Origin of the sequence: Methanocella conradii HZ254 (assembly GCF_000251105.1) — an archaeon.
Classification (GTDB): domain Archaea; phylum Halobacteriota; class Methanocellia; order Methanocellales; family Methanocellaceae; genus Methanocella; species Methanocella conradii.
On record NC_017034.1, the window covers coordinates 1,560,457 to 1,585,103 of the forward strand.

The 24,647-nt window shown below is 49.4% G+C and carries 23 protein-coding genes and 1 pseudogene; 10 read left to right on the forward strand and 14 right to left on the reverse strand.

Translation table 11 applies throughout. The features are described 5' to 3' along the window. Positions 1-8: 8 nt before the first annotated feature. Positions 9-458, reverse strand: coding sequence for a hypothetical protein (locus tag MTC_RS08160; protein WP_014406221.1), 450 nt, complete (start codon positions 456-458; stop codon positions 9-11). Positions 459-467: 9 nt separating this feature from the next. Continuing rightward, positions 468-815: a peptidyl-tRNA hydrolase Pth2 gene (pth2, locus tag MTC_RS08165; RefSeq protein ID WP_014406222.1), complete on the reverse strand. Its 348-nt coding sequence runs from the start codon at positions 813-815 to the stop codon at positions 468-470. A gap of 76 nt (positions 816-891) precedes the next feature. Between pth2 and MTC_RS08170 the strand changes: the two genes are divergently transcribed. Genes MTC_RS08170 through MTC_RS08180 form a run of 3 tightly spaced genes read left to right on the forward strand, consistent with a single transcriptional unit; the run spans position 892 to position 3,842 of the window. Then, on the forward strand, positions 892-2,076 hold the full coding sequence (locus tag MTC_RS08170) for an NAD(P)/FAD-dependent oxidoreductase (RefSeq protein ID WP_014406223.1): 1,185 nt from the start codon (positions 892-894) through the stop codon (positions 2,074-2,076). A 50-nt stretch (positions 2,077-2,126) separates the two neighbouring features. Beyond that, positions 2,127-2,660: a hypothetical protein gene (locus tag MTC_RS08175; protein ID WP_014406224.1), complete on the forward strand. Its 534-nt coding sequence runs from the start codon at positions 2,127-2,129 to the stop codon at positions 2,658-2,660. 45 nt (positions 2,661-2,705) lie between these two features. Continuing rightward, the gene (locus tag MTC_RS08180) at positions 2,706-3,842 is read left to right on the forward strand and encodes a TIGR04084 family radical SAM/SPASM domain-containing protein (RefSeq protein WP_237706005.1); all 1,137 of its coding nucleotides are present in this window, start codon (positions 2,706-2,708) and stop codon (positions 3,840-3,842) included. Here the strand turns inward: MTC_RS08180 and MTC_RS08185 are convergent. Then, complete coding sequence (locus MTC_RS08185; RefSeq protein ID WP_014406226.1) at positions 3,839-4,567, reverse strand: ferredoxin--NADP reductase; 729 nt, start codon at positions 4,565-4,567, stop codon at positions 3,839-3,841. The two genes, MTC_RS08180 and MTC_RS08185, sit on opposite strands and share 4 nt — an antisense overlap. Positions 4,568-4,681: 114 nt before the next feature. On the opposite strand from MTC_RS08185, the gene MTC_RS08190 reads away from it, so the two are divergent. Together MTC_RS08190 and MTC_RS08195 are read left to right on the forward strand one after the other, a co-directional pair. Further along, on the forward strand, positions 4,682-6,289 hold the full coding sequence (locus tag MTC_RS08190) for a DNA topoisomerase VI subunit B (protein ID WP_014406227.1): 1,608 nt from the start codon (positions 4,682-4,684) through the stop codon (positions 6,287-6,289). After that, positions 6,276-7,373 (forward strand): DNA topoisomerase IV subunit A, encoded by a 1,098-nt coding sequence (locus MTC_RS08195; protein WP_014406228.1) that lies wholly within the window; start codon positions 6,276-6,278, stop codon positions 7,371-7,373. The genes MTC_RS08190 and MTC_RS08195 overlap by 14 nt, the downstream gene beginning before the upstream one ends. A gap of 33 nt (positions 7,374-7,406) precedes the next feature. Here the strand turns inward: MTC_RS08195 and MTC_RS12685 are convergent, their stop codons facing one another. After that, positions 7,407-11,423 (reverse strand): DUF3344 domain-containing protein, encoded by a 4,017-nt coding sequence (locus tag MTC_RS12685; RefSeq protein ID WP_158308508.1) that lies wholly within the window; start codon positions 11,421-11,423, stop codon positions 7,407-7,409. 337 nt (positions 11,424-11,760) lie between these two features. Beyond that, the gene (locus tag MTC_RS08205) at positions 11,761-12,879 is read right to left on the reverse strand and encodes a DUF3344 domain-containing protein (RefSeq protein WP_014406230.1); all 1,119 of its coding nucleotides are present in this window, start codon (positions 12,877-12,879) and stop codon (positions 11,761-11,763) included. Between the two features lie 240 nt (positions 12,880-13,119). Between MTC_RS08205 and MTC_RS08210 the strand changes: the two genes are divergently transcribed. After that, positions 13,120-14,127, forward strand: a complete 1,008-nt coding sequence (locus MTC_RS08210) for a YkgJ family cysteine cluster protein (RefSeq protein WP_048189202.1) — start codon at positions 13,120-13,122, stop codon at positions 14,125-14,127. Between the two features lie 55 nt (positions 14,128-14,182). Next, positions 14,183-14,404, forward strand: a complete 222-nt coding sequence (locus MTC_RS08215) for a hypothetical protein (RefSeq protein WP_014406232.1) — start codon at positions 14,183-14,185, stop codon at positions 14,402-14,404. Here the strand turns inward: MTC_RS08215 and MTC_RS08220 are convergent. From MTC_RS08220 to MTC_RS08235, 5 genes and pseudogenes are all read right to left on the reverse strand, one after another. Continuing rightward, positions 14,401-15,312 carry a CPBP family intramembrane glutamic endopeptidase gene (locus tag MTC_RS08220; protein ID WP_014406233.1) on the reverse strand — a complete coding sequence of 304 codons (912 nt, stop codon included), beginning with the start codon at positions 15,310-15,312 and terminating at the stop codon, positions 14,401-14,403. The two genes, MTC_RS08215 and MTC_RS08220, sit on opposite strands and share 4 nt — an antisense overlap. Before the next feature lie 33 nt (positions 15,313-15,345). Next, positions 15,346-15,732: a type VII toxin-antitoxin system HepT family RNase toxin gene (gene hepT / locus MTC_RS08225; protein ID WP_014406234.1), complete on the reverse strand. Its 387-nt coding sequence runs from the start codon at positions 15,730-15,732 to the stop codon at positions 15,346-15,348. After that, entirely contained in the window at positions 15,729-16,103 is a 375-nt protein-coding gene (gene mntA, locus MTC_RS08230) for a type VII toxin-antitoxin system MntA family adenylyltransferase antitoxin (protein ID WP_014406235.1), read from the reverse strand. The genes hepT and mntA overlap by 4 nt, the downstream gene beginning before the upstream one ends. Positions 16,104-16,202: 99 nt before the next feature. After that, positions 16,203-16,367 (reverse strand): annotated as a pseudogene (locus MTC_RS13825) (DUF1156 domain-containing protein); the annotation flags it as partial. A 373-nt stretch (positions 16,368-16,740) separates the two neighbouring features. Then, positions 16,741-17,397, reverse strand: a complete 657-nt coding sequence (locus MTC_RS08235; protein ID WP_052322803.1) for a DEAD/DEAH box helicase family protein — start codon at positions 17,395-17,397, stop codon at positions 16,741-16,743. 115 nt (positions 17,398-17,512) lie between these two features. Between MTC_RS08235 and MTC_RS08240 the strand changes: the two genes are divergently transcribed. Continuing rightward, positions 17,513-18,142, forward strand: coding sequence for an HAD family hydrolase (locus MTC_RS08240; protein ID WP_014406236.1), 630 nt, complete (start codon positions 17,513-17,515; stop codon positions 18,140-18,142). A 33-nt stretch (positions 18,143-18,175) separates the two neighbouring features. Continuing rightward, a complete protein-coding gene (locus MTC_RS08245) occupies positions 18,176-19,024 on the forward strand; it encodes a metallophosphoesterase (protein ID WP_014406237.1) in 849 nt (282 codons plus the stop codon). Here MTC_RS08245 and MTC_RS12690 read toward each other — a convergent pair. Further along, positions 19,021-19,536, reverse strand: a complete 516-nt coding sequence (locus tag MTC_RS12690) for a YkgJ family cysteine cluster protein (protein ID WP_014406238.1) — start codon at positions 19,534-19,536, stop codon at positions 19,021-19,023. The two genes, MTC_RS08245 and MTC_RS12690, sit on opposite strands and share 4 nt — an antisense overlap. A 102-nt stretch (positions 19,537-19,638) precedes the next feature. Here MTC_RS12690 and MTC_RS08255 point away from each other — a divergent pair, with 102 nt between their 5' ends. Continuing rightward, complete coding sequence (locus MTC_RS08255) at positions 19,639-20,577, forward strand: S1C family serine protease (RefSeq protein WP_014406239.1); 939 nt, start codon at positions 19,639-19,641, stop codon at positions 20,575-20,577. A gap of 5 nt (positions 20,578-20,582) precedes the next feature. Here MTC_RS08255 and MTC_RS08260 read toward each other — a convergent pair whose 3' ends face one another. The 3 genes from MTC_RS08260 to MTC_RS08270 all read right to left on the reverse strand — a co-directional run bounded on the left by MTC_RS08260 (position 20,583) and on the right by MTC_RS08270 (position 24,609). Continuing rightward, complete coding sequence (locus MTC_RS08260; RefSeq protein ID WP_014406240.1) at positions 20,583-22,259, reverse strand: sulfate adenylyltransferase; 1,677 nt, start codon at positions 22,257-22,259, stop codon at positions 20,583-20,585. 179 nt (positions 22,260-22,438) lie between these two features. After that, positions 22,439-23,893, reverse strand: a complete 1,455-nt coding sequence (locus MTC_RS08265; protein WP_014406241.1) for a hypothetical protein — start codon at positions 23,891-23,893, stop codon at positions 22,439-22,441. Further along, on the reverse strand, positions 23,893-24,609 hold the full coding sequence (locus MTC_RS08270; RefSeq protein ID WP_014406242.1) for an ABC transporter ATP-binding protein: 717 nt from the start codon (positions 24,607-24,609) through the stop codon (positions 23,893-23,895). The genes MTC_RS08265 and MTC_RS08270 overlap by 1 nt, the downstream gene beginning before the upstream one ends. Between the last annotated feature and the right edge of the window lie 38 nt (positions 24,610-24,647).

The following is a 24,647-nucleotide window of genomic DNA, read 5'->3' on the forward strand; positions in this document are numbered from 1 at the left end:
TTGCTGAATCAGGCGTGGTACTGGTCGAACTTGTCCTTCTCCGCTTCTACCTTCTGGAAGTTTATGACGGGCAGCGGCGTAGCAGGGGGCAGACACAGGCTCTGGGAAATAAGCATCGCCAGCGGTATAATCCTCGCCATCACGTTATTCGCAGCCTCATTCTGTACGGCAACGTCCGGCCTGCCCCCTTCCCACTCCTTAAGTATCTTCTCGATATTGCCTCCCGCATAGTCACAAAAGCCCTCGAACCTGATGAACCCGATGGAAGGGCTAAAATAGTTAATAGTTATGCTGTACTCGATGCGGAGCACCTTATCAGGCCCCATGGGGGGCTTCACTGCCGACAAATTCCTCAAGTTAATGTCATAGTTCACGTTAATGTTCCTGTACTTGGGTAGCTCTTCCAGGGAAACGTGCCTGGCAGACTCTATCTTGTTTATTGCGAATCCGACTATCATGGTCTTCCCTTACATTAGTTTTAGGTGGCCTACCAGCCTATCGAGCTTTTCCGCCTCCGCGGGGCCCAGGCCCAATGCGGTGATTGTGCCAGGAGGAACTGTCGTGAGGCCAGCGTCCTGTATGAGCGCCGTTGGGATGTCCATCTTTCGGGCCTCTTCCTTGTATTTAAACAAATCTTCCAGCCGGTCGACCTTTAAGACTATCTTTTTCTGGCCCTGCCGCTTCCACTCCTCCTGTACTGCGGGCTTCGCCCACTCGTATGCTGATAGCGATGCGTGGGCAACCTGTACCGCCATCTTCCCCTTTGGAAGCTTTAGGTCATCCCTTACAAGTATGCATTGCTTATACTCAGTCATTTCTTTTACGTTAGTACGGCAAAAAAGATAAACGTTAAGGTTGTAGAGTTGGTTATCACGATTCAGGTTGACAAGAATGTGCTATGATGTGGTCGTGGTCGGCGCAGGCCCTTCGGGCTCGATGGCCGCCAAGTATGCGGCGAAGAATGGCGCCAGGACTCTCTTAATAGAGGAGCACGGGATGATAGGCTCCCCTGTGTCTTGCACGGGCCATATAAGCGTGAAGGCGCTCAATGAGTGCGAGCTCCCTGAGGGTAATTTTATTAATAAGAGGATTAGGGGAGCTTTTGTTTACGCCCCTAATAACCATTCTATACCTATCGATGGGCGGCGTACCATGACTTATGTGGTGGAGAGGAAGATATTTGACAGGGAACTGGCAAAGGCCGCCGCCTCGGCGGGGGCGGAGGTACTGGTCGATACGGCGGTGAGAGGCGTCAGGAAGGTGCCAGGAGGAGTGGTGCTCGATGCCGTGAGCGAGGGAAAGAAGACCGAGATAGCTGCGAAGGTCGTGATAGGGGCGGATGGCGTGAGGAGCAAGGTAGCGCGAAGCGCCGGATTGGGCAGGATACCGCACGTATGCACGGGCATCCAGGTTGAGGCCAGCTATGAGCCGAGAGACCCTGAGTTTGTCGAGGTCTTTTTAGGGCATCGGTATGCGCCCGGCTACTTTGCGTGGTCCGTCCCCACTACAGGCGGCTGCTGTCGCATAGGCTTGAACGCCGATAACGATGCCCACGTTTACCTGGAACGCCTTTTGAAAGAGCACGAAATCGTGTCGAAGAAGGCCCGCTCGGCCGTCGACCTGATCATGGGTGGCATACCCGTGGGCACGCTGAAGCGCACCGTTTCTGATGGAGTATTAATCGTGGGAGATGCGGCGGGACAGGTGAAGCCCATCTCTTATGGCGGCATATATACGGGCGCTAAATGCGCTAAGATTGCGGGGGAGGTTGCCGCGAAGGCCGCCCTGGAAGGCGACGTGAGCGCTCAAAGGCTGATGGAGTATGAGAGGCGCTGGAGGGGTGAGATAGGCATGGAATTGACGTTTGGGCTTAAGGCGCGGCAAATATTTGGGAAGATGTCTGATGGCGACCTGAACGAGGCAATCGCCGCGCTGGACGACCCCGACATCCTTGAAATGATCACTAAGTATGGCGATATAGACCACCCATCCATGCTTGCGCGCCAGTTCCTGGGACTCTCCATGAATAAGAGCGCGTGGCGTTTTATCAAGTTGTTTGCCCGTATTATCATCTAGGTGGCAGTCAGCTTGAAGCGCGTCAAGATGAGGAAAAAGTAGAGGGCGGCATGGTGCGCGTCCATTACGCTAAGGGTTTGCTGGAGCTATTTGAGAAAGCCCCGGCGCTTCAAAATCGTATCGAGTATACGTTGTGGTTTTTTCCAGAGATAGAGGATATCAGGTTTGGGAGGGCCGCAAGGAGCGCCTATTATGATTCGGGGTCGGGTACGGTAAGGCTAACGAGGGGCAGTAGCGTTTATGTCATTGGCCATGAGATAACGCATTACTTGCAGGATGGGCGGCACTTCAATGGCAAGACGCTTCCAGAAGGCGAGAGGCAGTGCGACCTCTTTTTATTTGCCCGTAGCCCTGCGCTCGTGTTCGACGTATGGGAAGGCAGGGATTCCTCATACCTTGGAAAAGCGCTCAACCTTGGCTTACTTAAAGAGCTATACTCGAAGGAGGAGGGGCAGATGATGGTTTATGAAGCATGTAGGGAAGCCGTTGCCATGTATAAAGAAAGGCCATGCCATTACATAAGGTGGGCGGAGAAACGCATTAACGAGAATATCATGCAGCGCCTCAGGCATCGATATTCTTAAATATATAACCGCACATCTCTGGGTTCATCCTAAACATTGCCGTTCATGGAGGCCCTGTGCTTGAACTTTTTCATCACGCTTACGACAGCTTGCGATTTACAGTGCAGATATTGCTATGGCGAGTGCTGTGACGATTTCGACGAGTCCTGCGATGAGGATGATATCGATTACTACTTGCCCCGTGACCTGTCTTATGATGCTGGTGCCTTGAAGGCTTTCATGGCTAAGGATCCCGATGCCACGCTCATCTTTTATGGTGGTGAGCCGCTCCTGAACGTCGAGAAGATGTACGAGCTTATGGACGTGGTGCCAGCTAAGCGGTTCATGCTTCATACGAATGGCACGATGCTTCACAGGGTGCGGCCAGAGTACCTTAATAGGCTTCACACCATTTCTATCTCGATAGATGGCGATGAGGCGCTTACTGACTATAACCGGGGCAAAGGGGTTTATAGGAGGATAGCCTCGAATGCGAGGCTTGTGAGGGAGAATGGCTTCAAGGGTGAGATGATCGCCCGCATGACTGTTACCGAGGATTGCGATATATACAGGCAGGCCTTGTTTTTATTGAATAGCCAGGATTTTTCTTTTGATAGCGTCCACTGGCAGCTCAACGCTTTGTTCTGGAAGAACGATTATGGTAGGCGGCAATTCTCGAGATGGGCCAGGGATAGCTATAACCCGGGCATAACTCGATTGGCTGGCGAGTGGGTCAGGGTGATGCGTGAGGAGGGCAGGGTTCTTAGAATGTATCCATTTATGTCGATCATGCGCTCGCTATTGCTAGAGGAGAAGACGCTACTTAGATGTGGGGCTGGATGGGCAGAGTTTAACGTGCAGACAGATGGCATGATATCGCCATGCCCCGTGATGTCCGGCATGAAAAAGTACTATGCTGGCGATATATTCAAGGGCGACCCGCTACGCTTAAAGCAAACCCTCATATCAGGGCCATGCGAGGGGTGCGAGATGCTGGATATATGTGGTGGCCGATGCCTCTACGCAAACGTCACCATGAAATGGGGCGACAAGGGGTTCGCAGAAGTATGCTCCACCGTAAAGCATCTCATAAATACGCTCAAAGATGCCCTCCCGGAAATAAGGCAACTCCTAAAAGAAGGAAAGATATCAATGGAAGACTTCGATCACATTAAGTTCAACAGCTGTGAAATAATTCCTTAATATCCCGTGAAGTCTTCGAGCTTTATCTTTTCATCTGGAATGTCAAGCGTTTTGAGGGCTTTTTTTAGGGCTTCGTTCATGCTGGGTGGGCCGCATATGTAAAAGACTCTTTCTTTATAGTCGGGTATCTGCTCCTTGACCATCGTTCCATCTATGTGGCCCTTAAGCCCTTTCCAGTCAGGCTGCCTTGTGATGACGTGCTTAATCGTTAAGTGAGAATCGGCATTCTGCATCTCCTCAAGCTCTTCCCTGAATACTATATCATCAACGGTCTTGTTGGAGTAAAGCATTATGATGTCCGCGGGCAACCGCATATCCACGCAGTACCGGCAGATGCTCCTGAGGGGCGTGATGCCAATACCGCCGGTCAAAGCGCCAATCTTTATGCTCTCCCCTGCATAAGTGAACTCCCCGAAAGGCGCGTTAAGCTTAGCCCAATCGCCTGGCCTCATCCTGTCAAGGGCTTGCGAGTATTCGCTATCAGTTATCTTCTTGGTAAACTCTATGTAATCCTCAGTCGGGCTGCTGGACATCGTGAAGTGGTGCATCTTTTCAACGCCGCCAATCCTGATGTTTATGTACATCCACTGGCCAGCCAGGTAGCGGAAACCTTCTGGCTTTTTAAAGCGGAAGCTCTTCACGTCTTTTGTACGTGGTATGACCTTATCCAGGGTCGTTTCCCAGACGATGGGCTGGATGGCCTGCGCCGCCGCCTCAAATACCATAAACATGCCACCAGGTAATGGTAAGCCTCACATGTCGATAAAGCTGACCTGAAGAAATAAGGGTACAAATGCCATGCAAAGTATTAATAAAAGCGCGTTATACTTTATTCTTCGATGAATTCCAGGGCTTCAGATGCTCCCATAGCCGTTGAGCTGGCTAAAAAGCAGAAGGCGATAAGCGTCGCCGAGTTCTTCGAGAAGAACAGGCAGATGCTGGGCTTCGACTCACTCCCCCGAAGCCTCATAACGTGCGTCAAGGAGGCGGTGGATAACTCGCTAGATGCTTGCGAGGAGGCGTCTATACTGCCGGATATCTATATTCGGATTAAAAAGGTGGACGAGAGGATTCTGAGCGTGGTCGTCGAGGACAATGGGCCTGGGGTGCAGCGTGATGTCCTGCCTCGCGTGTTTGGCAAGCTGCTGTATGGCAGCCGCTTTCACGCGATAAGGCAAAGCCGGGGCCAGCAGGGCATCGGCATATCGGCGGCCGTGCTCTACGCCCAGCTCACGAGCGGCAAGCCCGCCCGCATTACATCTAGAATAGACCCGAAGCTGCCCGCATACGTATACGAGCTGAAGATAGACACCGAGACCAACGAGCCTAAGATAATATCCGAGAATTATGACGATTTTTTTACTTCGAGGGGCACCAGGATTGAGCTGAGCCTGGAGGCTACGTATGTGAGGGGCAAGCAGTCTGTGCTCGAGTATTTGAGGAATACGGCCATCGTGAATCCCCATGCCCGCATCACTTTGGTGGACCCGTATGACGAGAAGTTCGTTTTCGAGCGCGCTTGCGATGTGCTTCCCAGGCAGCCAGTCGAGATAAAGCCGCACCCGCATGGCATCGAGCTGGGCACGCTCGTAAAGATGCTGCAGTCCACGGATAGCCACAGGCTTAGCACTTTTTTGTCCTCTTCATTTGCAAAGATAGGCGGCCACACGATGGAGTCCATATGCAGGGAGGCGAGCCTGGACCCGGGAATGTCCCCGCAGGAGCTTGCTAAGGATATCGAGGCGGTTAAGAGGCTTCTCGCGGCCTTCCAGAAGATAAAGATAATGGCGCCGCCGAAGGACTGCCTTTCGCCCATCACCGATGACCTCTTGAAGAAGGGCATAACTCAGAACCACCGTGTGGATTTCATATCGACCGTTTCAAGGCCGGTGAGCGTCTACCGGGGCAACCCGTTTTTGGTGGAGGCAGCGATAGCGTATGGCGGTGACATTGACTCGGAAGGCAGGGCTGAGATATACCGTTTCGCTAATAGGGTGCCTCTCATGTACCAGCAAGGCGCCTGCGCCATCACCCACGCGATAGAGCGTATCAACTGGAAGAACTATGGCCTGGAGCAGCCGAAGGGCGCTAAGGCGCCCATTGGGCCTCTCATGATAATGGTCCACGTGGCCTCCACGAACGTGCCCTTCACCTCCGAGTCGAAGGATGCCATAGCCGACATACCGGAGATAGAGGACGAGATAGAGCTCGCGGTCAGGGAGGCCGCGAGGGACCTCGGTCGTTACCTCTCAGAGCAGAAGAAGGCGCTCGATGCCCGTAAAAAAATTAAGATGTTCGAGGCGTATACAAGGGAACTTGCGATTGCCTTAGAAGGCCTTACAGGAAAGGATCATACAGTGATCGAGTCTAAATTCATGGAAGTGTTATCCAAAAAGTATTCGAGGTTCGTTGGGCCGGAGGAGGCGGAAGAGAATGGCCCGCAGTAAGGAGATAATCGAAAAGCTGGCCAGGATGGGGGAGGGCGTACTGGAGGACGTCGAGGCTGGAAAGAACCCATCCCTTGACATAACGATAAGATCATTGAATAACGTCTACTATGATGAGAAGTCGGGCCTGATAAAGCTGGGCGATGAAAAGCAGAAGCGGTATTACTTTAACCTGGCCCAGGCCAAGAAGTTTCTTCAGACCATCCTCATAGCGAAGCAGATAAAGGCTTTACTGGAGCAGGATAAGCCCGCCCTGTCTATACGTCAGCTCTTCTATACGCTTAAGCATGAGATCCCCGGGACGGGGGAGAATACTTTTGACGTGCAGGAGGAGTCCGATCCCATCATTGAGGACATGGAGCTGATGACTGATAGCCTTCGTGAGGAGCTTAACCTCATAGCAACGCCGAATGGCGTGCTGGCTGGCCCCATGATAGTAGAGGATAAGACGGGAGACGTTTTGGACTTCACAAAGATGGGCTCGGCTGGGGGCGCGGTGCCGCCAATCGTGGAAGATGATTATTTCCACATCAAGGAGATGAGCGCCGACTACATCCTCGTCGTGGAGAAATACGCGGTCTGGAACCTCTTGAACCAGGAGAAGTACTGGAAGAAGAATAATTGCCTGCTTTTGACCGGTAAGGGCCAGCCCGCCCGCGCTGAGCGCAGGCTTCTCGCAAGGTTTGGGGAAGAGTATAAGATTCCTATTTATGTTTTCACCGATATGGACCCGTGGGGGTACTATATTTACTCAGTCTATAAGTCTGGGTCCATTAACCTGGCCTTTTTTTCGGAGAAGGCAGCGTGCCCCAGGGCAAAATACCTCGGGCTTTCCGTAAAAGACGTCATGGACTTTGACATACCAAGAAGCTCGTGGGTCAAGCTTAACGAGGAGGACTTCAAGCGAATGGAGGAGATAGCCGCATATCCCTGGTTTAAGAAAGAGAGGTGGCAGAGGGAGCTGGCCGACCTCAAGAAGTTCGGCTATAAGATAGAGCAGGACGCCCTCGTATCGAAGTCCATCGAGTTCACCGCTAACAACTATTTGCCGACGAAGATATCTAATAATGATTATTTCGATTAAAAGAGGTGGGGGCGAGAGGGCCCCCGTATGCGATTAACCCATTTTTCCTAGCAGTTCATAGTAGAGGACGATTACGTCATCAAAGTCCATCCTCGAGTTGTGGTTGAAATCGAAGGGCGAAAGCCCAACGTTTGCATTGCCCGCCATCCACTCCATACTCTTATAGTAAGCGACGACGTCGTCGAAGTCGAGCCTACCGTTACCATTGATATCCTCTACGAGGCCATCATCGTCAAGGTCAACGGGCATATTCGAGTAGCCCGGAAACACCTCAACGTAAGGCTTCAACACTATGTACCCGGCCATCGTTTTTGTATCGCTCGAATGCTCGTTGGCCACCGCGAGGGAAACGGTATACCTGCCCGGAGCCCTGTACGCATGCGTCGGGTTTTTGAGCGCTGAAGTATCGTTATCGCCAAAGCTCCAGCTCCACGAGGATGGGCCCGGGTCTCCAGTCGTGAGGTCGACGAAACTAATATTAATCGGCATTAATGGCCCCACCGTACCGCTCGTCGTGCTCGCCGTGAAATTCGCCATAAGAGGCGTAAACACGGTCAGGCCCCCGTCTAGCGGTGCGCACTCAACAGCCGAGCCATTATCATCATCAAGGTGAGCGCCATCTATCAGAACGCTCGTCCAGCCTGGCACGTCGCCTCTCACCGTCAACGTCGCAAGCGTAATGTTCGAAGCGCCTGGCCCGACTTGCCCTTCAAGGTCGACGCCGCTTATCCTCACGGAATCGCCTGGCAGCGCTGTAGTATTATTCAACAAGGCCCATGACGGGTAGCTCACTCCGACGATTTCGCCAACGCTCGAATTGACAAGGGACACGTTTAACGAGTAACCCGCGAGCCCTGAACGCGCGTTATCCAGCACGATTTTCACCTCCGTAGTGTTGCCCACCGCCGAGGCCGTAGAGACTGGCAACATCGACACATTAGCCGGGTTATAGTATTCTAGCACAAGGATGGCGTTACACGCTTCTATCCATCCGCCATCGCTCCTGATCGCCATCTCATTCCCCGTTGCATTCAACATGCCGCTAACATCAACGTCGCTCACGGATATCTCAGAATCGCCCATATAGACCCATGGGTGATACCATGAATGGCCGTTAAAGTACATCACACCCTCGCCTCCCGCCCCCGTAGGGCTGCTTATAAGCCTTGCCCCGGCAAGCTTGGCTACATCGATCGCCGTGCCAGTAAACGGCACATATGAAGTCGCAAACTCCGGGCTCGAGCCGTAATCCCCATTGCCGCAAAGCATGTCAAACTCCTCGTTCATGAATATCTTTTTCCTCGTGGCGTTTGAGTTCTCGTATATTACATACAGTATCATGCCGCGGGGGCTTATCCGCTTATCCGAGGGTTTTGTGAAGACTGCATGGTTCTCAGTAGTATTGTACACGCCTGTCACGTTGTATACGAACATGCCATAGGGCAGGTCGAAATCGCCCCACATTTTCCTATCAGTGTAATGGGCCTCATAAGGTATGGTCACGCCGTTGAAAGTCATGGTCGAGCTCTCGGGCACGAACCCATCCTTATCCCAGCACCATGGTAGATACAGGTAAGCAGCGACTACCCTGCTGCCAGGGGGCAGCGGCAAATCATTCGCCGTCCAGTTCGCCGTGTAGTTTGCCCACCAGTTCTCCCCGCTCTTATACTGGCTATCTCCAATAGAGTAAATGATATCGCCGCGCACGTCGATGATGCGTCTGGTTAGCAGGTCGCTCCCCCCAGAATATCGCTTGCCCATATACCCATTATTAATCACGGCCTTCGTCATCGCCTTAACGTTGTTCGTCTCATCGGCTTCATCGATAATGTTGTCCGGGTCAACCGTTACCATAGCTTCGGACTGTTCGCCGCTCACATGGATTGTGGGGTCTTGTACTTTTAGCCTGCCCGTGCCAATGGCTGGCGTTGTCGCGCCCATTGCGAGGCCATCAATGTGTACGGTGTGATTAATCCCATTCAGGGTGACTGTCACGTTGAACGGCCCTGCATCAGCGTAGCCTATATTCTGAATGACGAACCACAGCGAGTTCGTGGTGCAATTTGCGAAGTAGTACCCTGTGGCGTATCCCATAGACTGTACGCTTAAATCCGGCGCTACTGAGGAAGCGAGAATATAATCTGACTTTATTGTACTATTAGACATTGTGGCATTGGATATCGTTAGATTGACAGTATAGACGCCTGGCTCCGCATACGTATAGACTGGATTTTGTTCGGTGCTATCGATGGTCCCATCGTTGTCGAAGTCCCAAGCCCAGGAAGTTGGAGCTCCACTTGATTCGTCCGTAAACCTTACGGTTAATGGAGCGAGGCCACGCGTAACATTAGCCGAAAAACCGGCCACAAGCGGACTGGAATCGAGCACAGTGATAGTTAGACTACGATCAGATGTAAAATTATCCCATTGACCATCGTAATTTTTACAGGCTGTCACAACTGGATGATATACTCCTGGAACTGTATAAGTGTAAATAGGATATCCCTCTGTGCTATCAATGATACCATCGTCATTAAAATCCCAATAATAATAATCCGGAATTGTTTGCATCATGTGATATGAAAATTGAACTGTTAGCGGGTTAAATCCTTCACTTATATTAACCTTCGGGTCTAGATAAATAGGGGTCACACGCCGAATATAATTTTCTTTTATAATTGTATTGCTTGATGTATTATTATATATAGTTAATTGTACTTTATAATATCCGTTTCTCCAAACTAAGTATGAAGGATTTTGTTCATATAACCTTGTAGAAGCACTACTAGGGTCTTTAATTTTCCATTCCCATCGAATTGGATTTCCAGAGGACAGATCAGTAAAATGAACGGTTTGAGTACCTATACATAGTCTTTTGTCTACCGTGAAGTCTGCTATGAGCTCGGTGGTTTGGGCCTTTACGTATGCCGTTTTTGTTTCTGTGTCTGTACCGTTTTTATTTGCTACAGTCAGGCTTACAGTATATGTGCCAGGGTTATTATACGTATAGATCGGATTTTGTTCGGTGCTATCGATGGTCCCATCGTTGTCGAAGTCCCAAGCCCAGGATGTAGCCGCTGTGGACTGGTCGGTAAACTGCACTGTTAGCGGTACTGTCCCTATAGTCGTATTTGCCATAAAGTCTGCTACTGGCATTACTAATGGCTCCTGGATGGTGAGGAATGCCAGGGGTATCTTAAACGACATGGCATAGCCGCTGCCCGCAAGGTCTCTATGATAGCCTAGCGTGTAAATAGAGCCACCCGTAATGCTATTGGTCACATCCCACGTCTGCACACCAGAGTAGTCGCCTTGCACGTCATAGCCATGTGGAAGAGGGTTCTGGTACGTCTGGGTACTCTGATCGAATCCCGCTGTCGGGAAAGAGTAATACCCATTCAGGCTAGACATGTACGCGACGGTAAGCCTAGCAGACCCCACCCTGGAAACTTCGCGAGCGTCAAACTCGGTTTCGCCAACGTAGATTTCACCAGAGTCCTCCGCATATTTTGAGGCGACATCGTGGCCTTGGTTAACCCAGTAATGGACGACTTTTTCCGAGCCGTCATTATACGCTACGACGAGCGCTATCTCCTTGACCCTTCCGTCAAAGCTTGGATTCACCTTTTGAGTAAGCACATGTACCCTTAAATGGGTCGAATTTATCAGCGAGGTCACATCATACCACATGAAATAGTCGCTGGTCACCCTGTTTAAGTGGTCGTTTATTATGACTGGACCGGTACCCCCCTGGCCCGGGAAAGAATAAGGCACGTTTAGGTCCTCAAACCATTCATAGTCGTAGATGCCATCGCCGTTCACGTCTAGCTGGGTGGTGATGTTACCCTGGTAGTTGTTTTGCATGTGTCCGCAGTAGGTTGAAACGTAAAGCCTGGCCCATTGAATGCTCGTATACTCGGGTAATGTGAAATCCTTGATTACGTCTTGTGTTCCCCATGTTGGAGGGGTTGCATCCACGTATAGCCCGCCCGACACAGAGCCGTTCTGGACGTTCGTCAGGGGGATGCCGCCCACGTAACTGTCAGCCATCGCCGTCATTGGCGAGATCATAAAAATAAATAAAATGGTTAGAACGCAATACAGCACCTTGGCATCTCCAAAAAGCCCTAAGATACCTCTAGAAACGTTTGAAACACTATCATTTAATTGGGATTGGATAACCATAATACCACCTGCAATATAGGCATTAATATATACATAACATGACTTAAATCTTACTACGATATTAAAAAAATAATGCAAACAATAATACATAAAAATATTATTAACATCTGTAATGTTAAGAAATTTTAAAAAGTTATGAATTGATAACACCATAATAAGATAAATAATTTGCCCCCCATATAGGGGGCAAAAAATCTTTTAATCAGGGGTCATGTACCTCCAATATCGCTAGCGGTATCTTGAATGTCGTATTATACCCCGTGTTGATACTATAATCCCTCTGATAGTGGAACGTGATATCATTGGTCTTGATATTCAAATTACTGACATTGCTCGTAATGTCCCAAGTCTTCACCCCAGCATATCTTCCCTGTATATCATACCCTTTTTCTAATTTAATTGAGGTATCAGGGTCATAGTTCCCTCCAACGGTTAGATTATAGTACCCATTGGCGCTCGCCAGGTATATCGACGTTAGCTCAACTGAACGAATGTCATGGTCATCGGGGATGATCGAGGTGCTGAAAGTCGTATTGCCCATAAACGGTGGGTTACCCGTCATATCCTCGTAAGTCTTTGAGCAAACATCGTGGCCCTGATTAACCCAGTAGTACGTCGTATTACCGCCAGTGGTGTTGTAGGCGACGATGAGGACTATATCCTTGATACGCCCGTCGAATTTATTGGCGGAAGGAGGGTTATAGGTCCCATCATCGACTCTCTGAGTCGTCACGTTTACCTTTATGGTAGAATCGTTTGTGATGTTATTTTTCACGTCGTACCACATTATGTAATCGCTGGTCACCCTGTTACAATGGTCGTTCACGATGACGGTCCCGGAGCCACCGGTACCAGGATAGCTATATGAAACGTTGAAGTCCTCATCCCATGTCTGGTCGTATGAGCCATCGTTTGTCCAGTCGGCTTTGATGGTGGCGTTGCCATGATACCTGGCCGTCATGTTCCCGCTGTAAACGACTACGTAGAGCCGTGCCCATTCAACGCTGCTGATATTATCGGGAAGCCCCATGACCTTGTCCACGTAGTTCGGATTGCTGGCGCTTGTAGGCCATTCAGGCGGCGTGGCATCGAACCATACGTCTCCAGTTATAACTCCATAAGTGCCGTTATCCGTGGTCAGGCTTTGTCCGCCTATATAAGGGTCGGCTAACCCTAATACAGGTATAAATGACGTTGCCATCATGACCATTATTGCAACGAATACGGTCTTCGAGACGATGGCGAGCTTCTCGCAAGCTATACGAGGGTTTGAAAGACGTCTGTAAGCGTCTGAAACTCTATCTTTTATAGTTGGTTTCATTACTCTTTTACCTCCCTGTATTTTGCCCCTTGCAATACTATATTCTTCCTGCTATAAAAATTTTGCTACTATTTAAAATTTTTTTAACAAATTATTAGATAATGTAATAAAAAAATAATACTACATGTTATTATTTTATAAATAATTACACTACTTATATTAACTGTATGAAAAATTTACCTAAATTACCATGAAATAGCAAGGAAATATTTGATATGGGATGGAGCGGTATTGGCTAATATGGCTCCCGGCGTTCTCACATATGATGCCTTTACCTGTAAGAAGTGTGGGATATGTTGTAAAAAACAAAAAGTCATTCTTTTAACTCTTTATGATATTTTCAGGCTATCCGAGAAGCTTGGCTTGAGGCCAAACGAGTTTTTCAGGCGATATTGCATTAAGTCGAGGAAGTTTAATGAGGAGGGCTTGAAGCGCCTCTATTTGAGGGCTGAGGGTGGCTGCCCGTTTTTGAGGGATGGCCTGTGCTCGGTCCATGAGGTGAAGCCCGTGGTGTGTGCCCGCGCTCCTTTTTATTATGTCGAGGCGTCGCTGGCTTCCCTCAAGGTTTTTGGCCTCATCGAGGATGAGTGCCGCATAAACGAGTATTCCTATGACACCGTTGCGAAGGGCGATAATGAGCGGCTCGTGGACATGGATATCCTGGTCCGGTGCACCGATGAGTATGTTGAGAGGCATAAGGGATTCGAGGAGAAGACGGCGAGGCCGTACTATGAGAAGTCCCTTGAGGCGCTTAAGGATAATGCCTTAAGAAGCCTGACTTATGCCACATTGCTTGACCGGTGCATTAGAAGGGAAGAGATGTGCCGGACTGACCCGTATTATAAGGGCGCTACAAACATGTACCTGAGCGGCTTTTATGATGAGTTTAAGCGTGCCAAGGAGGCGGGCAAAAACGGCGAGGCCTTAATCTTCGAGCCGTCTGCGCTGGGCATCATCGATGGCATTATGGCGCTTGTGCTCTTCGAGAAAGACTACATAAGCGTAAAGAAGGCCCTCTCTCAAAGCAGAAACCCTGACGTCCACACAAAGACGACTATCTATGATGGCAGGGAATACGCTATTGTATCAATAGATGCAGGTAAAAAGGTAATGTTTTATTATCATATCGAGCCCGATGAGAAGAAAAGCCTGCGCCATGAGCCTGGCCAAATCAATACCCTTTTCAAAAACGAGAAAGGCGGCAGGTTCATGTTTACGGGACGGGACGCCGACGGATGGCTGTCATAGGCTGCCGGTTACCATGAAAATATTTATTATGGCATAAGCCACAGAGGGAATGGCCATGAGGTTCGAGTTTACAAAGCTGGTAGGCCTTTTGTCTATGCTGGGGACCGTCATCGGCCTCGTCATGGGCGGAGCGACCATCGAATATAATATATTTTTAGCGGCCTTATTCTTCCTTTTAGCGGTAGTCAGCTTTTTAGTATTCGTAGCGTTCATTTATAATTTCATCATGTATGCCCAGTATGAGATGCCCGCAGAGAACTTCGAGGATGAGGACTAGGCCATTCCCGCGAGCATGGGCATGCCTATGAGCATGTAGAAGCCTGCGTGTATCAGCGCCGCACCAATTATGCTTTTATCTTTTATAGTCATCCGTCCCCAGTAATAGCCCAATATTGACCCGATCATGAATAACATGGGGACGTATATTATCTGGCTTGATATATAGTAGACCGTTGTGGCCTCGAAGATGCCGAATATGGCGGCCTGCAGGATAATGGCGCTTTTCTCTCCTATAAGGGGTAGTAGCCTTGCCAGGAGTAGCCCGCGGAACCACGTCTCTTCGTATGCCGCCCCTAAAAAGCTAAATATCACTGCTGCCCCGATTATGTATGCCATCTTTTCCAAGCCCATCGCGGCCCCGCCAAACAGGAAGTATAGTGCAGCCACGCTCACCAGAATGCATATGATAAGCCCCACGATGCCTGAAACCAGGTATGACTTATTCCCAATTGCCAGGAGAATATCCTTACGCCTGCCATTTTCATAAAGCAGCAACGCATAAACAGCTACCACTGATAATAAGAAAAATATAATGCTTATGCTCACAGGCCTCAATAGGCCGCTCAACCCCGTTTCCATGCCCATAAAAGCAGCCAGTTCCCATAGGCACATCAGCGTGGATAACGCCAGGAAAGCATCAACTAACAGTGCGAACGGCCTCAGCCCTGGAAGCCTACCGCTGCGGGCCAGGTACCCAAAGGCGGCAAAAGATAAAACCGAAAATGCCGACAACACAAAAGCGTCCAAACCCGTCTCAAGCCCGCTGCCCAGCAAAAACAATGAATAAAGAGCCCCCAGTAACGCAGATACAGCCAGCGCCGGTGAGACCTTAAGCCCACCCACATTGATCTCGCCTGACGAAAGCACGCCTCTCGGCTTCCGGGTGCCCTTTCTGTAGCCATTCATACGCTTCACAATAGGCTTAAAAAGATAAAAGATTTACCCGGAACTTTTTTCTTTCTCGACGAATTTTTTCATTTTTTCTAATAAATATATCATCTCGGATAATTCTTTTTCTTCTATTCTATAATACTCATGCGCAATCAAATTTCGTAAAAATACCAGCCTTAAAGATGCATCAAATTCTTCTTTCGTAATAGCGCCATTCCGGTAGAGCAGCTTAAATACCTCCCCATATGTGGAGGGAAATCCCATATTATTTTTAGCAACGACATGCTCGCCAATTTCTATAAGCGAGCTAATAGCCTGAAAACATTCCATTGCAATGGTGTTATAAACCAGATAATCAGATAAGTTTTTATCCTTGAGGCTTAACGCTCCATTAAGGTGTCTTTCAAATCTCATGATGCTCTCAACGACTTTCATTTAAGCACATCCCTTTCCATCCTGCGATAAAGCCATGAATGCTCAAGATAGCCTCGAAGGACGCTAAGCCTTATCTCAAACAATTTATCAGAATCCCTGACAAATAATTCTTTTCCATATCTGAACACCTCAAACTGGATGTAGAGCGGAAGCCTGTGGAATAATACCACGTCCAGCTTTTCTGAATAAAGGCTTCCTAGCTCAGCTTCCGTGGCAGGATCCGGCTCATCTATGATCACTGCAATGTCTATGTCAGAGAGAGGCTTTGCACAGCCTTTTGCATAAGAGCCAAAAAGGTATATGGCGATGACTTTTGGATGCGCCTTTAAATCCCCTAAAACCTTTTCGAGGCCTTCATTGATGGTATCCATAGCCAATTATCTCAACTACCTGCTCATAAAAATAGGCTTTTGAGGAGTTCTATTTTTCCATGCGATAAATCATTCTTCTATCTTAGCTAGCCTTTATCCTAAAAGTGATATTGGTGAGATAGCTATTTTAGAAGCAAGAGGACGCCTCGCCCACCAGATATGAAGGGTAGAGATATGCCCATGCCGGATGTTCTTCTCGCGCGCAGACTCCACGCTAACATCCTTAATAGGAAAATCAGATTCAATGAAAGACTTATCGACCATATAAACACCACATTAACCCATTTAGCCCATTACTATCCCAATTATTGCTCAATCTACCCTACTGCTCCTTTTATACATCTTTAGCATATTGCCCAAATCGCCAGGTAAGTGGATATGTCCAATAAATGTCCGAAATGCACATGAAATGTGCAATAAATGTGCAATTGATGTGCAATTGATGCAATTATTGTGCAATAACATAAAAAGCTCCAGCTCCTTTTTTACCGCTTTCTCTCATAACTCCTTTTTGGATCAATTCTCTTAAATCGTTAGTTGCCGTATTTCTTGAGCATACGCTTAACTCCTGATACTCCTTATTGGTAATCTTCCCTTTCCTCCTTCACATAAATCACTGCCTTAATCTGCCTTTCATTCAAGCCAAGATTGAGAAGATATTCTTCCGTACGTCTTGTTTTGCAAAGTCCAGCGACACGATTGCCTGGCTTATATCCATAAAGATATTACGTCCCCAGTTTGCGTTCATTACGCTCCTATCCAGAATGGTGAAGCTTTCCTGAAACTTATCCTTCATTTCCCTTAGCCACTGGTCCTTGAGGTGTCCAGGAGCTACTATTAGTGTCCTATCTACGAGGCCGCGATACTTGAGCTCCTTGAGGAGCAGCCCCGCCATTATTGTTTTACCTGCGCCTGGATCGTCTGCGAGAAGAAACCTGATACGCGGATTTTGCAATATATAATGGTATACTGCCTCGATTTGGTGTGGCAGTGGGTTAATCTGGGATACGCTTATGGCGTATAATGGGTCAAACTGAAAGGCATTTCTTATACGATGTGCCTCTAAATAAAGGAAGAGAGACTCCCCATTGCCTGTGAACTTAAAAGGCTTTTCTTCTATAACTTCTATATTTTTTACGTCGTCCAACGAAAGGATAGGGTCATAAAAAGTCCTGGTTTCCAGCCCTACGGCCTCTATTTTAATTCTTTCACCAATATTTTTAACTGAGATTACCCTTACTTTTTCTGGCCAAAATGAGCTTTTAAGAATATTGCCCTGCTGGATTTGGACCATTTAATACCCCACCGAAAGTTAATTAATTATATGTTTAGCTTTAGTGTATTTATGTTTATATTCCTTATGAACCGCAAAGTATTTTGAAGTGCCTTTTGCTATTTTATTTGAAACTATGCCGCGCATTAGAGGCCTCATCTTCGACCTTGACGGTACCCTTATCGATAACTATGATGGCTACATGGAGCTTATGCTTCGCCGCGTGGGCAGGGACCTGGGACGAGAGTTTACGCTGAGCCATGCGAAGGAGCTCTGGTACTCTATAAACTCTGAGTCCAGGGATGAGGTGATAATGCGGTGGGGCGTCAATCCTGACAGGTTCTGGACAGTTTTCAACAGGTATGAAGATATAAATGAAAAGCTCGAGAATACTTACCTGCACGATGACGCGGATATCTTAAAAGGCTTAAACATACCGAAGGGTATTGTCACCCACACATCGTATGAGCACACGGATAGGCTTTTACAGAAGGTGGGCATGCGCCAGTATTTCAGGCCTATAATCGCCTGTACCGAGGACACAGGCTACAAGCCTTCCCCCCTACCAATAATATACTGCGTGGTTGGCATGAAGCTCAAGCCGGAAGAGGTGGCATACGTTGGCGACACTCTTTCTGACATGCTCGCCGCAAGGTATGCAGGGGTAAAAAGCATATACATAAACAGGTACAACCGGCCCATAAAGGCAAGCCCGGACTACGAGATCAAAAGAATGGATGAGCTGCTTGAAATTCTGGGACAATAAGTATATAAAACACGCGGCCCAGCTTAAGTTTTGATGATTGACATCGTACCTTTGCTTGATGCTCCCGCCCTTGTAGTAAAAAACGAGGATATCTCGCTCGTCATAGCCGACGTCCACCTGGGCATCGAGTACGACCTTTACTATAGCGGGATTAACATTCCGTCGCAGCTAGCCGGGCGCATCGAGCGTGCCAGGAGGTACGTAGGCGAGGCTAAGCCCGACCGCATCATCCTTTTGGGGGATATCAAGCATAACGTGCCCCACATATCGCATCAGGAGGAAGAGGAGGTACCCCTCTTTTTAAATGAGCTTGCAAAGCACGCCCTTGTTGAGATAGTGCCGGGCAACCATGATGGCGGCATCGATGCACTCCTGCCCCGTAACCCTGACGTTATCCTGCATGAGGCGAAAGGCGCCATCATTGATGGCGTTGCATATTTCCACGGACACACATGGCCAGGCCCATCGCTTTTAAATTGCAAATACTGGATAATGTCACACAACCATCCGACCATTAAGCTGACCGATAACGTGGGCCATACCATAACAAGGCAGGCCTGGATACGCGCAAGGCTCGACGAAGGCGAAGTAAAGAAAAACTATGGCCAGGAAAAGCTCGAATGGAACGACCCAGAGGTCATAATCGTGCCATCCTTCAACGAGCTTTGCGGAGGAATCGCCTTCAACGAGTCATGGCATGACGACTTGCTAGGGCCTCTCTTCACCTCACAGGCAATCCGCCTTGAGGAAGCCCAGGTATACCTGCTCGACGGCACCTACATGGGGACCATCGATAGCCTGCGAAAATATTCCAGGGAAAAGTATAAGGTGCCCGGGAATAAGGCAAGGGCATATAGGCGGAGAAAACGCTACCGTCACTAGGCTTTTTCTTTTAAAGTTAGTGCTTTTTTTAGCTCATTTACCGCTACACCCCACGAAGGCTCATCGAAGTCCTCATGCTCATCAAAGTACGCCTTTGTATGCTTAAAATGTAGATCCCTCTCGGCTATCAGCTTATAATCAGCGGCAAGCGGCAGCTCCGAATCAGGCAGCTCTAAAATGGCACAGCTCTCGATGGCCCTCACTATACGCTTCAAGTCATTAACAGGCAGCATAGAAGACTCAGGAAACACCCGGCACCCTATGGGCTTAAAGGCGTGGATGCTGCACAGGCTATCCCTCAAAAAAGGGCAGCCCTCTGAAGCCAATATGACAGAATACCTATAGCCACCAGGCGTAAGCACAACGCCACAAAAGCGATTAAAAAACTCTGAAGGGCTTAGCGATAAACCCTCGCTTATCTTCTCAACGTCCAGAAGCGATACCCCATAATAAGGGTCACGCCTACAGCATAAGCCACAGCATTTACACTTAAATCTTAAGGGCTCAGCCATCAACGACTCTACGCCTTATTATTATAAAATGGTTACCCGCTGTATTAAGAAAGCCCAAATATATTATACATTAATTATTATAATCATTATCGGGTGTGATAAATGATCCCTGTATGTGAAGGCGAGCTGATCGACACCATAAAAAAGGTCAGCCCTTCAGTGGTCAACATTAATACCGTAAGGCTCGTGCATGACTATTACATGAATATCGTACCGCTCAGGGGAATGGGGTCCGGCGTCATCATAGATGAGAATGGCATGATAGTGACCAATAACCATATAGTCGAGCAGTCAGAAAGCATCGAAGTGACGCTATTCGACGGGAAAAAGTACTCGGGAAAGCTGCTCGGCACGGACCGCATGACCGATATCGCGGTCGTTAAGATAGAGGGAAAAGGCTTCCCCTACGTCAAGCTGGGGGATTCTAACGGAGTACAGGTCGGGCAGATAGCCATTGCCATAGGAAACCCCTTCGGCTTTTTTCTGCAAGGGCCTACAGTGACGGTAGGCGTCATAAGCGCCCTTAACAGAACCATACAGGCCGAGCAGGGAGTATATGAAAACCTGATACAGACGGATGCGCATATCAACCCGGGCAACAGCGGCGGCCCTTTGGTCAATATAAAGGGCGAGGTCATCGGCATCAACTCGGCAAATATACCGTTCGCGCAGGGCATAGGCTTCTCTATACCCGCATCTATGGCCAGCCGTATAGTTCAAGAGCTTATAAAGCATGGTAAGGTGATACGCCCATGGCTCGGCATACTTGGCGTGGGGGTCAACGAGCAGATAGCAGAATACTATGAGCTGCCATCTGACACGGGGGTACTTGTGACCAGGGTCTTCGAGAATAGCCCGGCATACGAGGCAGGCGTAGCTCCAGGCGATATGATAATAACGGTAGACCATAAGGATTTAAAGGACATGAATGACCTGACTAAAGAGCTACGCTCTAAAAAGGTGGGCGATTTCATCTTACTCACCGTGCTGAGGGGCCGCCGCAAAGGCCAGATAGAGATCACGCTTGGCGAAAGCCCATGAACGGCTCACCGATACTCGCTATACTTTAATGGGTTCCACGTCATCTTTTTATGGTCAAGGCCTTTAGAGTTCATGCATTCATATACGTATTTTGCCATCTCAAGCTCTCTTTCGGCCTCTGCCTTGCTCTGGAACATCCTGTTATCGGCGTTCGGGTCCGCGGAGGCTACCTTTTCCTCGAGGGCTTTTATAAGCTGTAGCTGGCGCTCCCTGCTATATTCGCTGGCCTCGTTGATCCATTGGGCGGCCATGTCCCGCCTCGCGTCGAACACAAGCTCCATTTCTCTCGCTATATCCCCCAGTATACGGTCAGAGTTCTCCCGGACATCCATGAGGGCGCGCTCCACGTCTTCAAGGGTAAGGCTTTCCCAGCTTAGAGGCTTTTCCCTTAGCTTACCGCCCAGCCTCTTTGCCACCAGGTAGAAGGGGAACAGCTTCTTTACGATAGAGCCGACTGGATAGATCGAGTTTCCATTCTCGTCAAGCCCTTTAGGCTGGATGCCCTGCATCGCTATGGCCGCGACCTCCGGCCTGACGATTTCCTTCGGCGGCATGTACCCGTAGCGCATCAATTCACGTATGGCGGTGCCACTGATTGCGATGCGATACTGCTTGCCATGGGGGCAGGTGTTCTCGGTCGCCGTGGTGCCACACCTGGCGCAGTAGAAAACCTCGCTGAAGGATAATAGCTCTATTCCGAGCTCTTTCGAGCCGCCCTCGTATAGGCGGTCAAATATCGTCTGGCACTCATAGTCGCCATAATAGTTTCCGACGCCCGCGTGGTCCCGGCCTATCGCGAAATGGGTTGCGCCAAAGTTTCGAGCCACTATGGCGTGCAATACCGCTTCTCTCGGGCCTGCGAAAATATAGGTGACTCGAAGGGGGCTCATCAGCACCCTGTCACGCTGGTAATACTTGTTGAGCAGTGCCTCGTATGCCTGGATGCGGTACTCAGACCTTATATACTCAGGCTTTGCCAGCTGTACAAGCGGCTGGATGAGCAGCATGTCATGATTTTCCAGGGCAGTCCTGTGAATGTGCTCGTGCCCCCTGTGGACGGGGTTGGCGCCTGTGATAAACCCGACTACGGTGCGTGCTCCTTTCTTGTTATAGAAATAGTCTATACACTGGGCAGGAGTGAGGCGGTACTTCTCGAAGGCGCCCCAGTGCGGTCGGCTAATTAGCTCCACTTTTCCCGCTAGAGACCTTTCACCCATACGCTCGTATATGCTCCTGACCCCTGGATGCCGCTTATCGGTGGTGCCGAAGACGCACTGGGCTCGCTCCTCCCTGTCATATTCGAACACTTCTTCGGTGATTATCCTGGCGACGGGCTCCTTGTTGCGGTTTATGAGCGTTGCAACGTCGCCCTTTTTCAAGCCCTTGAGCACGTTCTGGTTGCGCTCGCCTGCCACCGCAAATGAGAGCGGCGTTGGCCATGGCGTGCCGTCAGCAAGCCGGCCGGTGTGTAATACTGACGAGTAGTCCTCTGCGTTCATGAAGCCTGTGCATGGGCTTAGCGCGCCGGTGGCTATCATCTCTACCGTGATCCATGCCTCGTCATCAATCATTATAGTATTAGAGCCCCTGGCCAGGCTTTCGGCCGCCTCCTCTAGCGCCATTTCCCTCGCCTTGCCTTCCAGAACCGTGTTAGTCAGCTTTAGCTGTGGCCTGCTCATCATCCAATCTCCAATGATCTATTTTATCTATAATTAATCGTTATAGATTTTTCTGGAAAACTAATAGGATTTATGATATATATATATAGCTATTGTACGGCAATCGTCGTATGTAGCGGCCTAACGCGTCTAACACCATGCGCTTTTTTACGTGCTTTAAGTACGACTCGAATGCGCCGCCCCTAGGCCTTAAACTCCTCTCGTCCCCATTTCACGTCGAGCCTTCTAAGAAGCACGTATGCGACGATCCCGGCTAGCGTGGCAAATATGATGCCCGGCCAGAGCAGCCAGCTTGCGAACGCCGTCATTATTAAAACGATGAGTACTGGCGCCACGGCGAGCCAATACTTAAGCAACACCTTATAGTCGAAGAGCAGGCTGTTCGTATAGACGCCCGTCATATAGGCTATCACGGCTGCCACGTAGCCAGAGACCATGAACATGGTGTAAAGCGCCGCCGGAAATAGACCATATTCGCCCCTGCTGATGCATATCAGGGCAAGGTATACGGTGGAAATCACCGTATTCAAAGCCATGAACAATATGAGCTTGGCCTTTATGACGTCCGACATTTTTATAGGCAGCGTTTTGTAGCACTCTATGGAGTCGAGCCTGTTAAGCCAGCCGTAAAGCTCGGAGGCGAAGAAGCCAATGATGACCGAGTAGAATATCGTGTTGAAGCCGAAGCTGACCTGCGCCCCGCCTAAAATAAATTTAAGGGCGAATGGGAATATCCATAAGAAGCCCCACAGGAATAATAATGGTATCAGGAAGCTGAGGACCACGTACCATAAAGAGCCGCTCCTGACCAGGTCTATCCATTCTTTTGCGGCGAGCGGGGCGTATTTGCCGAAAATCTTAAAGGGCTTTTGAGCCTCGCTGAAGTGGCTTGCATAATGTTTTTCCGTTGTCGGGGCAGGCTTTTCCCGGATGCATAGCAATGAAAAAGCTGACAGGGCGATGAAGAGGGCTATAGCTATGAGCACGCCGTCCCACGAGCCATCCATGTATGAGCCTGAAGGCGGCACGAGGATGCCGAGGGCTTGAAGGGTGCCCACCTTCAGGGCGAGCCAGGCTACGATGGCGATGATAGATATCATGGCTATTGCCAATACAGCTTTACTCCTCACTAAAATGGTTGATAGCGCAAACGTGAGGGAGACCCCCATGAGAAACGCTGCCATAAACGTGATGGCAGCCATTAGCAGGTTCACGTGAAGGCCCGTAAAAAAGGTAGAGATATAGACGCCCAGCAGGACAGGCAGAACGTTAATGGCTAAATAATATGCCAGATCCTTGAAGTAGAAATATGTAAACATCTCCTTATAGGTGATGGGCAGCGTGCCCGGCGTCCCTAGAAGCATGCGGACCCCGCCCATACGGCGTTCAAGTATGGGGTCCTGAAACATGGCAAAGCCCCCCACCAGCATGCCCGCCACCATGACGCCCACATGCCCTATTATGATAATCTCGGCGGTGGTAAGGGCGGCACGCAACGGCAATAGCATTAAGCCCATTAATAGCGAAATGGCCAGCATGAAGAGCGGATAGACGAGGAACGAGCTGTGGAACATGGAGGATTGCGCCCTGTATTCCTCCTTTATAAGCAGCCAGAAGAGGCCGGGGCGGAGCTCCATCACGCAGCCTCCACTACCAGCCTCATGAACACGTCCTCGAGGCTCTCCTTGGAGCGCTTTAGCTCGGCCAGCTTTCCGCTCGCAATCAGCCTCCCATTGTAAAGTATTCCGACGCGGTCACAGAGCTTCTCGGCAATCTCCAATATGTGGGTGGAAAGGAAGATGGTGCCGCCTTCCTTGACGTATGACCTCAAGTACTCGCGGGTGTTACGCTGGACTATAGGGTCGAGGTCCAGGAAAGGCTCATCCAGGAAGAGAAGCTTCGGATCGTGTACAAAGGCCGCCGACAGCATGACCTTCTTTTTCGTGCCCTTGCTCAAGTCCTTGCAAAGTACGTTTTCTTTATCTTCCAGGCCGAAGAACTGTATCCATCTATCGATTTTTGGCCGGGGATCGTCTACCTTACGAAGGCTGCATACTAGATCGAGGTATTCCCGGACGGTTAGAAAGCTGGGAGGGTACTCCATCTCCGGCACTATGCCGATCTTCCGCTTAACCCCTATAGGATCGGCGGCCACGTCCACGCCCATGACCACGGCTTTGCCCGCCGTCGCCGACAATGACCCCGTCAAAATGCCAATAGTAGTAGTCTTACCCGACCCATTAGGTCCCAGCAGGCAGAATGACTCGCCCTCCTCCACCGAAATGCTCAGACCGCTCAACGCCTCGAGGCTTCCATACCTCTTCGTCAATCCATTTGTAAGTATCGCCGCCATAAATAAGATTAAATAAAGCCATACAATGATAAATAACT

Coding starts and splice junctions, on each gene's coding strand:
- MTC_RS08160 (WP_014406221.1), bottom strand. CDS start 458: ATGATAGTCGGATTCGCAATAAACAAGATAGAGTCTGCCAGGCACGTT.
- pth2 (WP_014406222.1), bottom strand. CDS start 815: ATGACTGAGTATAAGCAATGCATACTTGTAAGGGATGACCTAAAGCTT.
- MTC_RS08170 (WP_014406223.1), top strand. CDS start 892: ATGTGCTATGATGTGGTCGTGGTCGGCGCAGGCCCTTCGGGCTCGATG.
- MTC_RS08175 (WP_014406224.1), top strand. CDS start 2,127: ATGGTGCGCGTCCATTACGCTAAGGGTTTGCTGGAGCTATTTGAGAAA.
- MTC_RS08180 (WP_237706005.1), top strand. CDS start 2,706: ATGGAGGCCCTGTGCTTGAACTTTTTCATCACGCTTACGACAGCTTGC.
- MTC_RS08185 (WP_014406226.1), bottom strand. CDS start 4,567: ATGGTATTTGAGGCGGCGGCGCAGGCCATCCAGCCCATCGTCTGGGAA.
- MTC_RS08190 (WP_014406227.1), top strand. CDS start 4,682: ATGAATTCCAGGGCTTCAGATGCTCCCATAGCCGTTGAGCTGGCTAAA.
- MTC_RS08195 (WP_014406228.1), top strand. CDS start 6,276: ATGGCCCGCAGTAAGGAGATAATCGAAAAGCTGGCCAGGATGGGGGAG.
- MTC_RS12685 (WP_158308508.1), bottom strand. CDS start 11,423: ATGGCTGACAGTTACGTGGGCGGCATCCCCCTGACGAACGTCCAGAAC.
- MTC_RS08205 (WP_014406230.1), bottom strand. CDS start 12,879: ATGAAACCAACTATAAAAGATAGAGTTTCAGACGCTTACAGACGTCTT.
- MTC_RS08210 (WP_048189202.1), top strand. CDS start 13,120: ATGGCTCCCGGCGTTCTCACATATGATGCCTTTACCTGTAAGAAGTGT.
- MTC_RS08215 (WP_014406232.1), top strand. CDS start 14,183: ATGAGGTTCGAGTTTACAAAGCTGGTAGGCCTTTTGTCTATGCTGGGG.
- MTC_RS08220 (WP_014406233.1), bottom strand. CDS start 15,312: ATGAATGGCTACAGAAAGGGCACCCGGAAGCCGAGAGGCGTGCTTTCG.
- hepT (WP_014406234.1), bottom strand. CDS start 15,732: ATGAAAGTCGTTGAGAGCATCATGAGATTTGAAAGACACCTTAATGGA.
- mntA (WP_014406235.1), bottom strand. CDS start 16,103: ATGGATACCATCAATGAAGGCCTCGAAAAGGTTTTAGGGGATTTAAAG.
- MTC_RS08235 (WP_052322803.1), bottom strand. CDS start 17,397: ATGGTCCAAATCCAGCAGGGCAATATTCTTAAAAGCTCATTTTGGCCA.
- MTC_RS08240 (WP_014406236.1), top strand. CDS start 17,513: ATGCCGCGCATTAGAGGCCTCATCTTCGACCTTGACGGTACCCTTATC.
- MTC_RS08245 (WP_014406237.1), top strand. CDS start 18,176: ATGATTGACATCGTACCTTTGCTTGATGCTCCCGCCCTTGTAGTAAAA.
- MTC_RS12690 (WP_014406238.1), bottom strand. CDS start 19,536: ATGGCTGAGCCCTTAAGATTTAAGTGTAAATGCTGTGGCTTATGCTGT.
- MTC_RS08255 (WP_014406239.1), top strand. CDS start 19,639: ATGATCCCTGTATGTGAAGGCGAGCTGATCGACACCATAAAAAAGGTC.
- MTC_RS08260 (WP_014406240.1), bottom strand. CDS start 22,259: ATGATGAGCAGGCCACAGCTAAAGCTGACTAACACGGTTCTGGAAGGC.
- MTC_RS08265 (WP_014406241.1), bottom strand. CDS start 23,893: ATGGAGCTCCGCCCCGGCCTCTTCTGGCTGCTTATAAAGGAGGAATAC.
- MTC_RS08270 (WP_014406242.1), bottom strand. CDS start 24,609: ATGGCGGCGATACTTACAAATGGATTGACGAAGAGGTATGGAAGCCTC.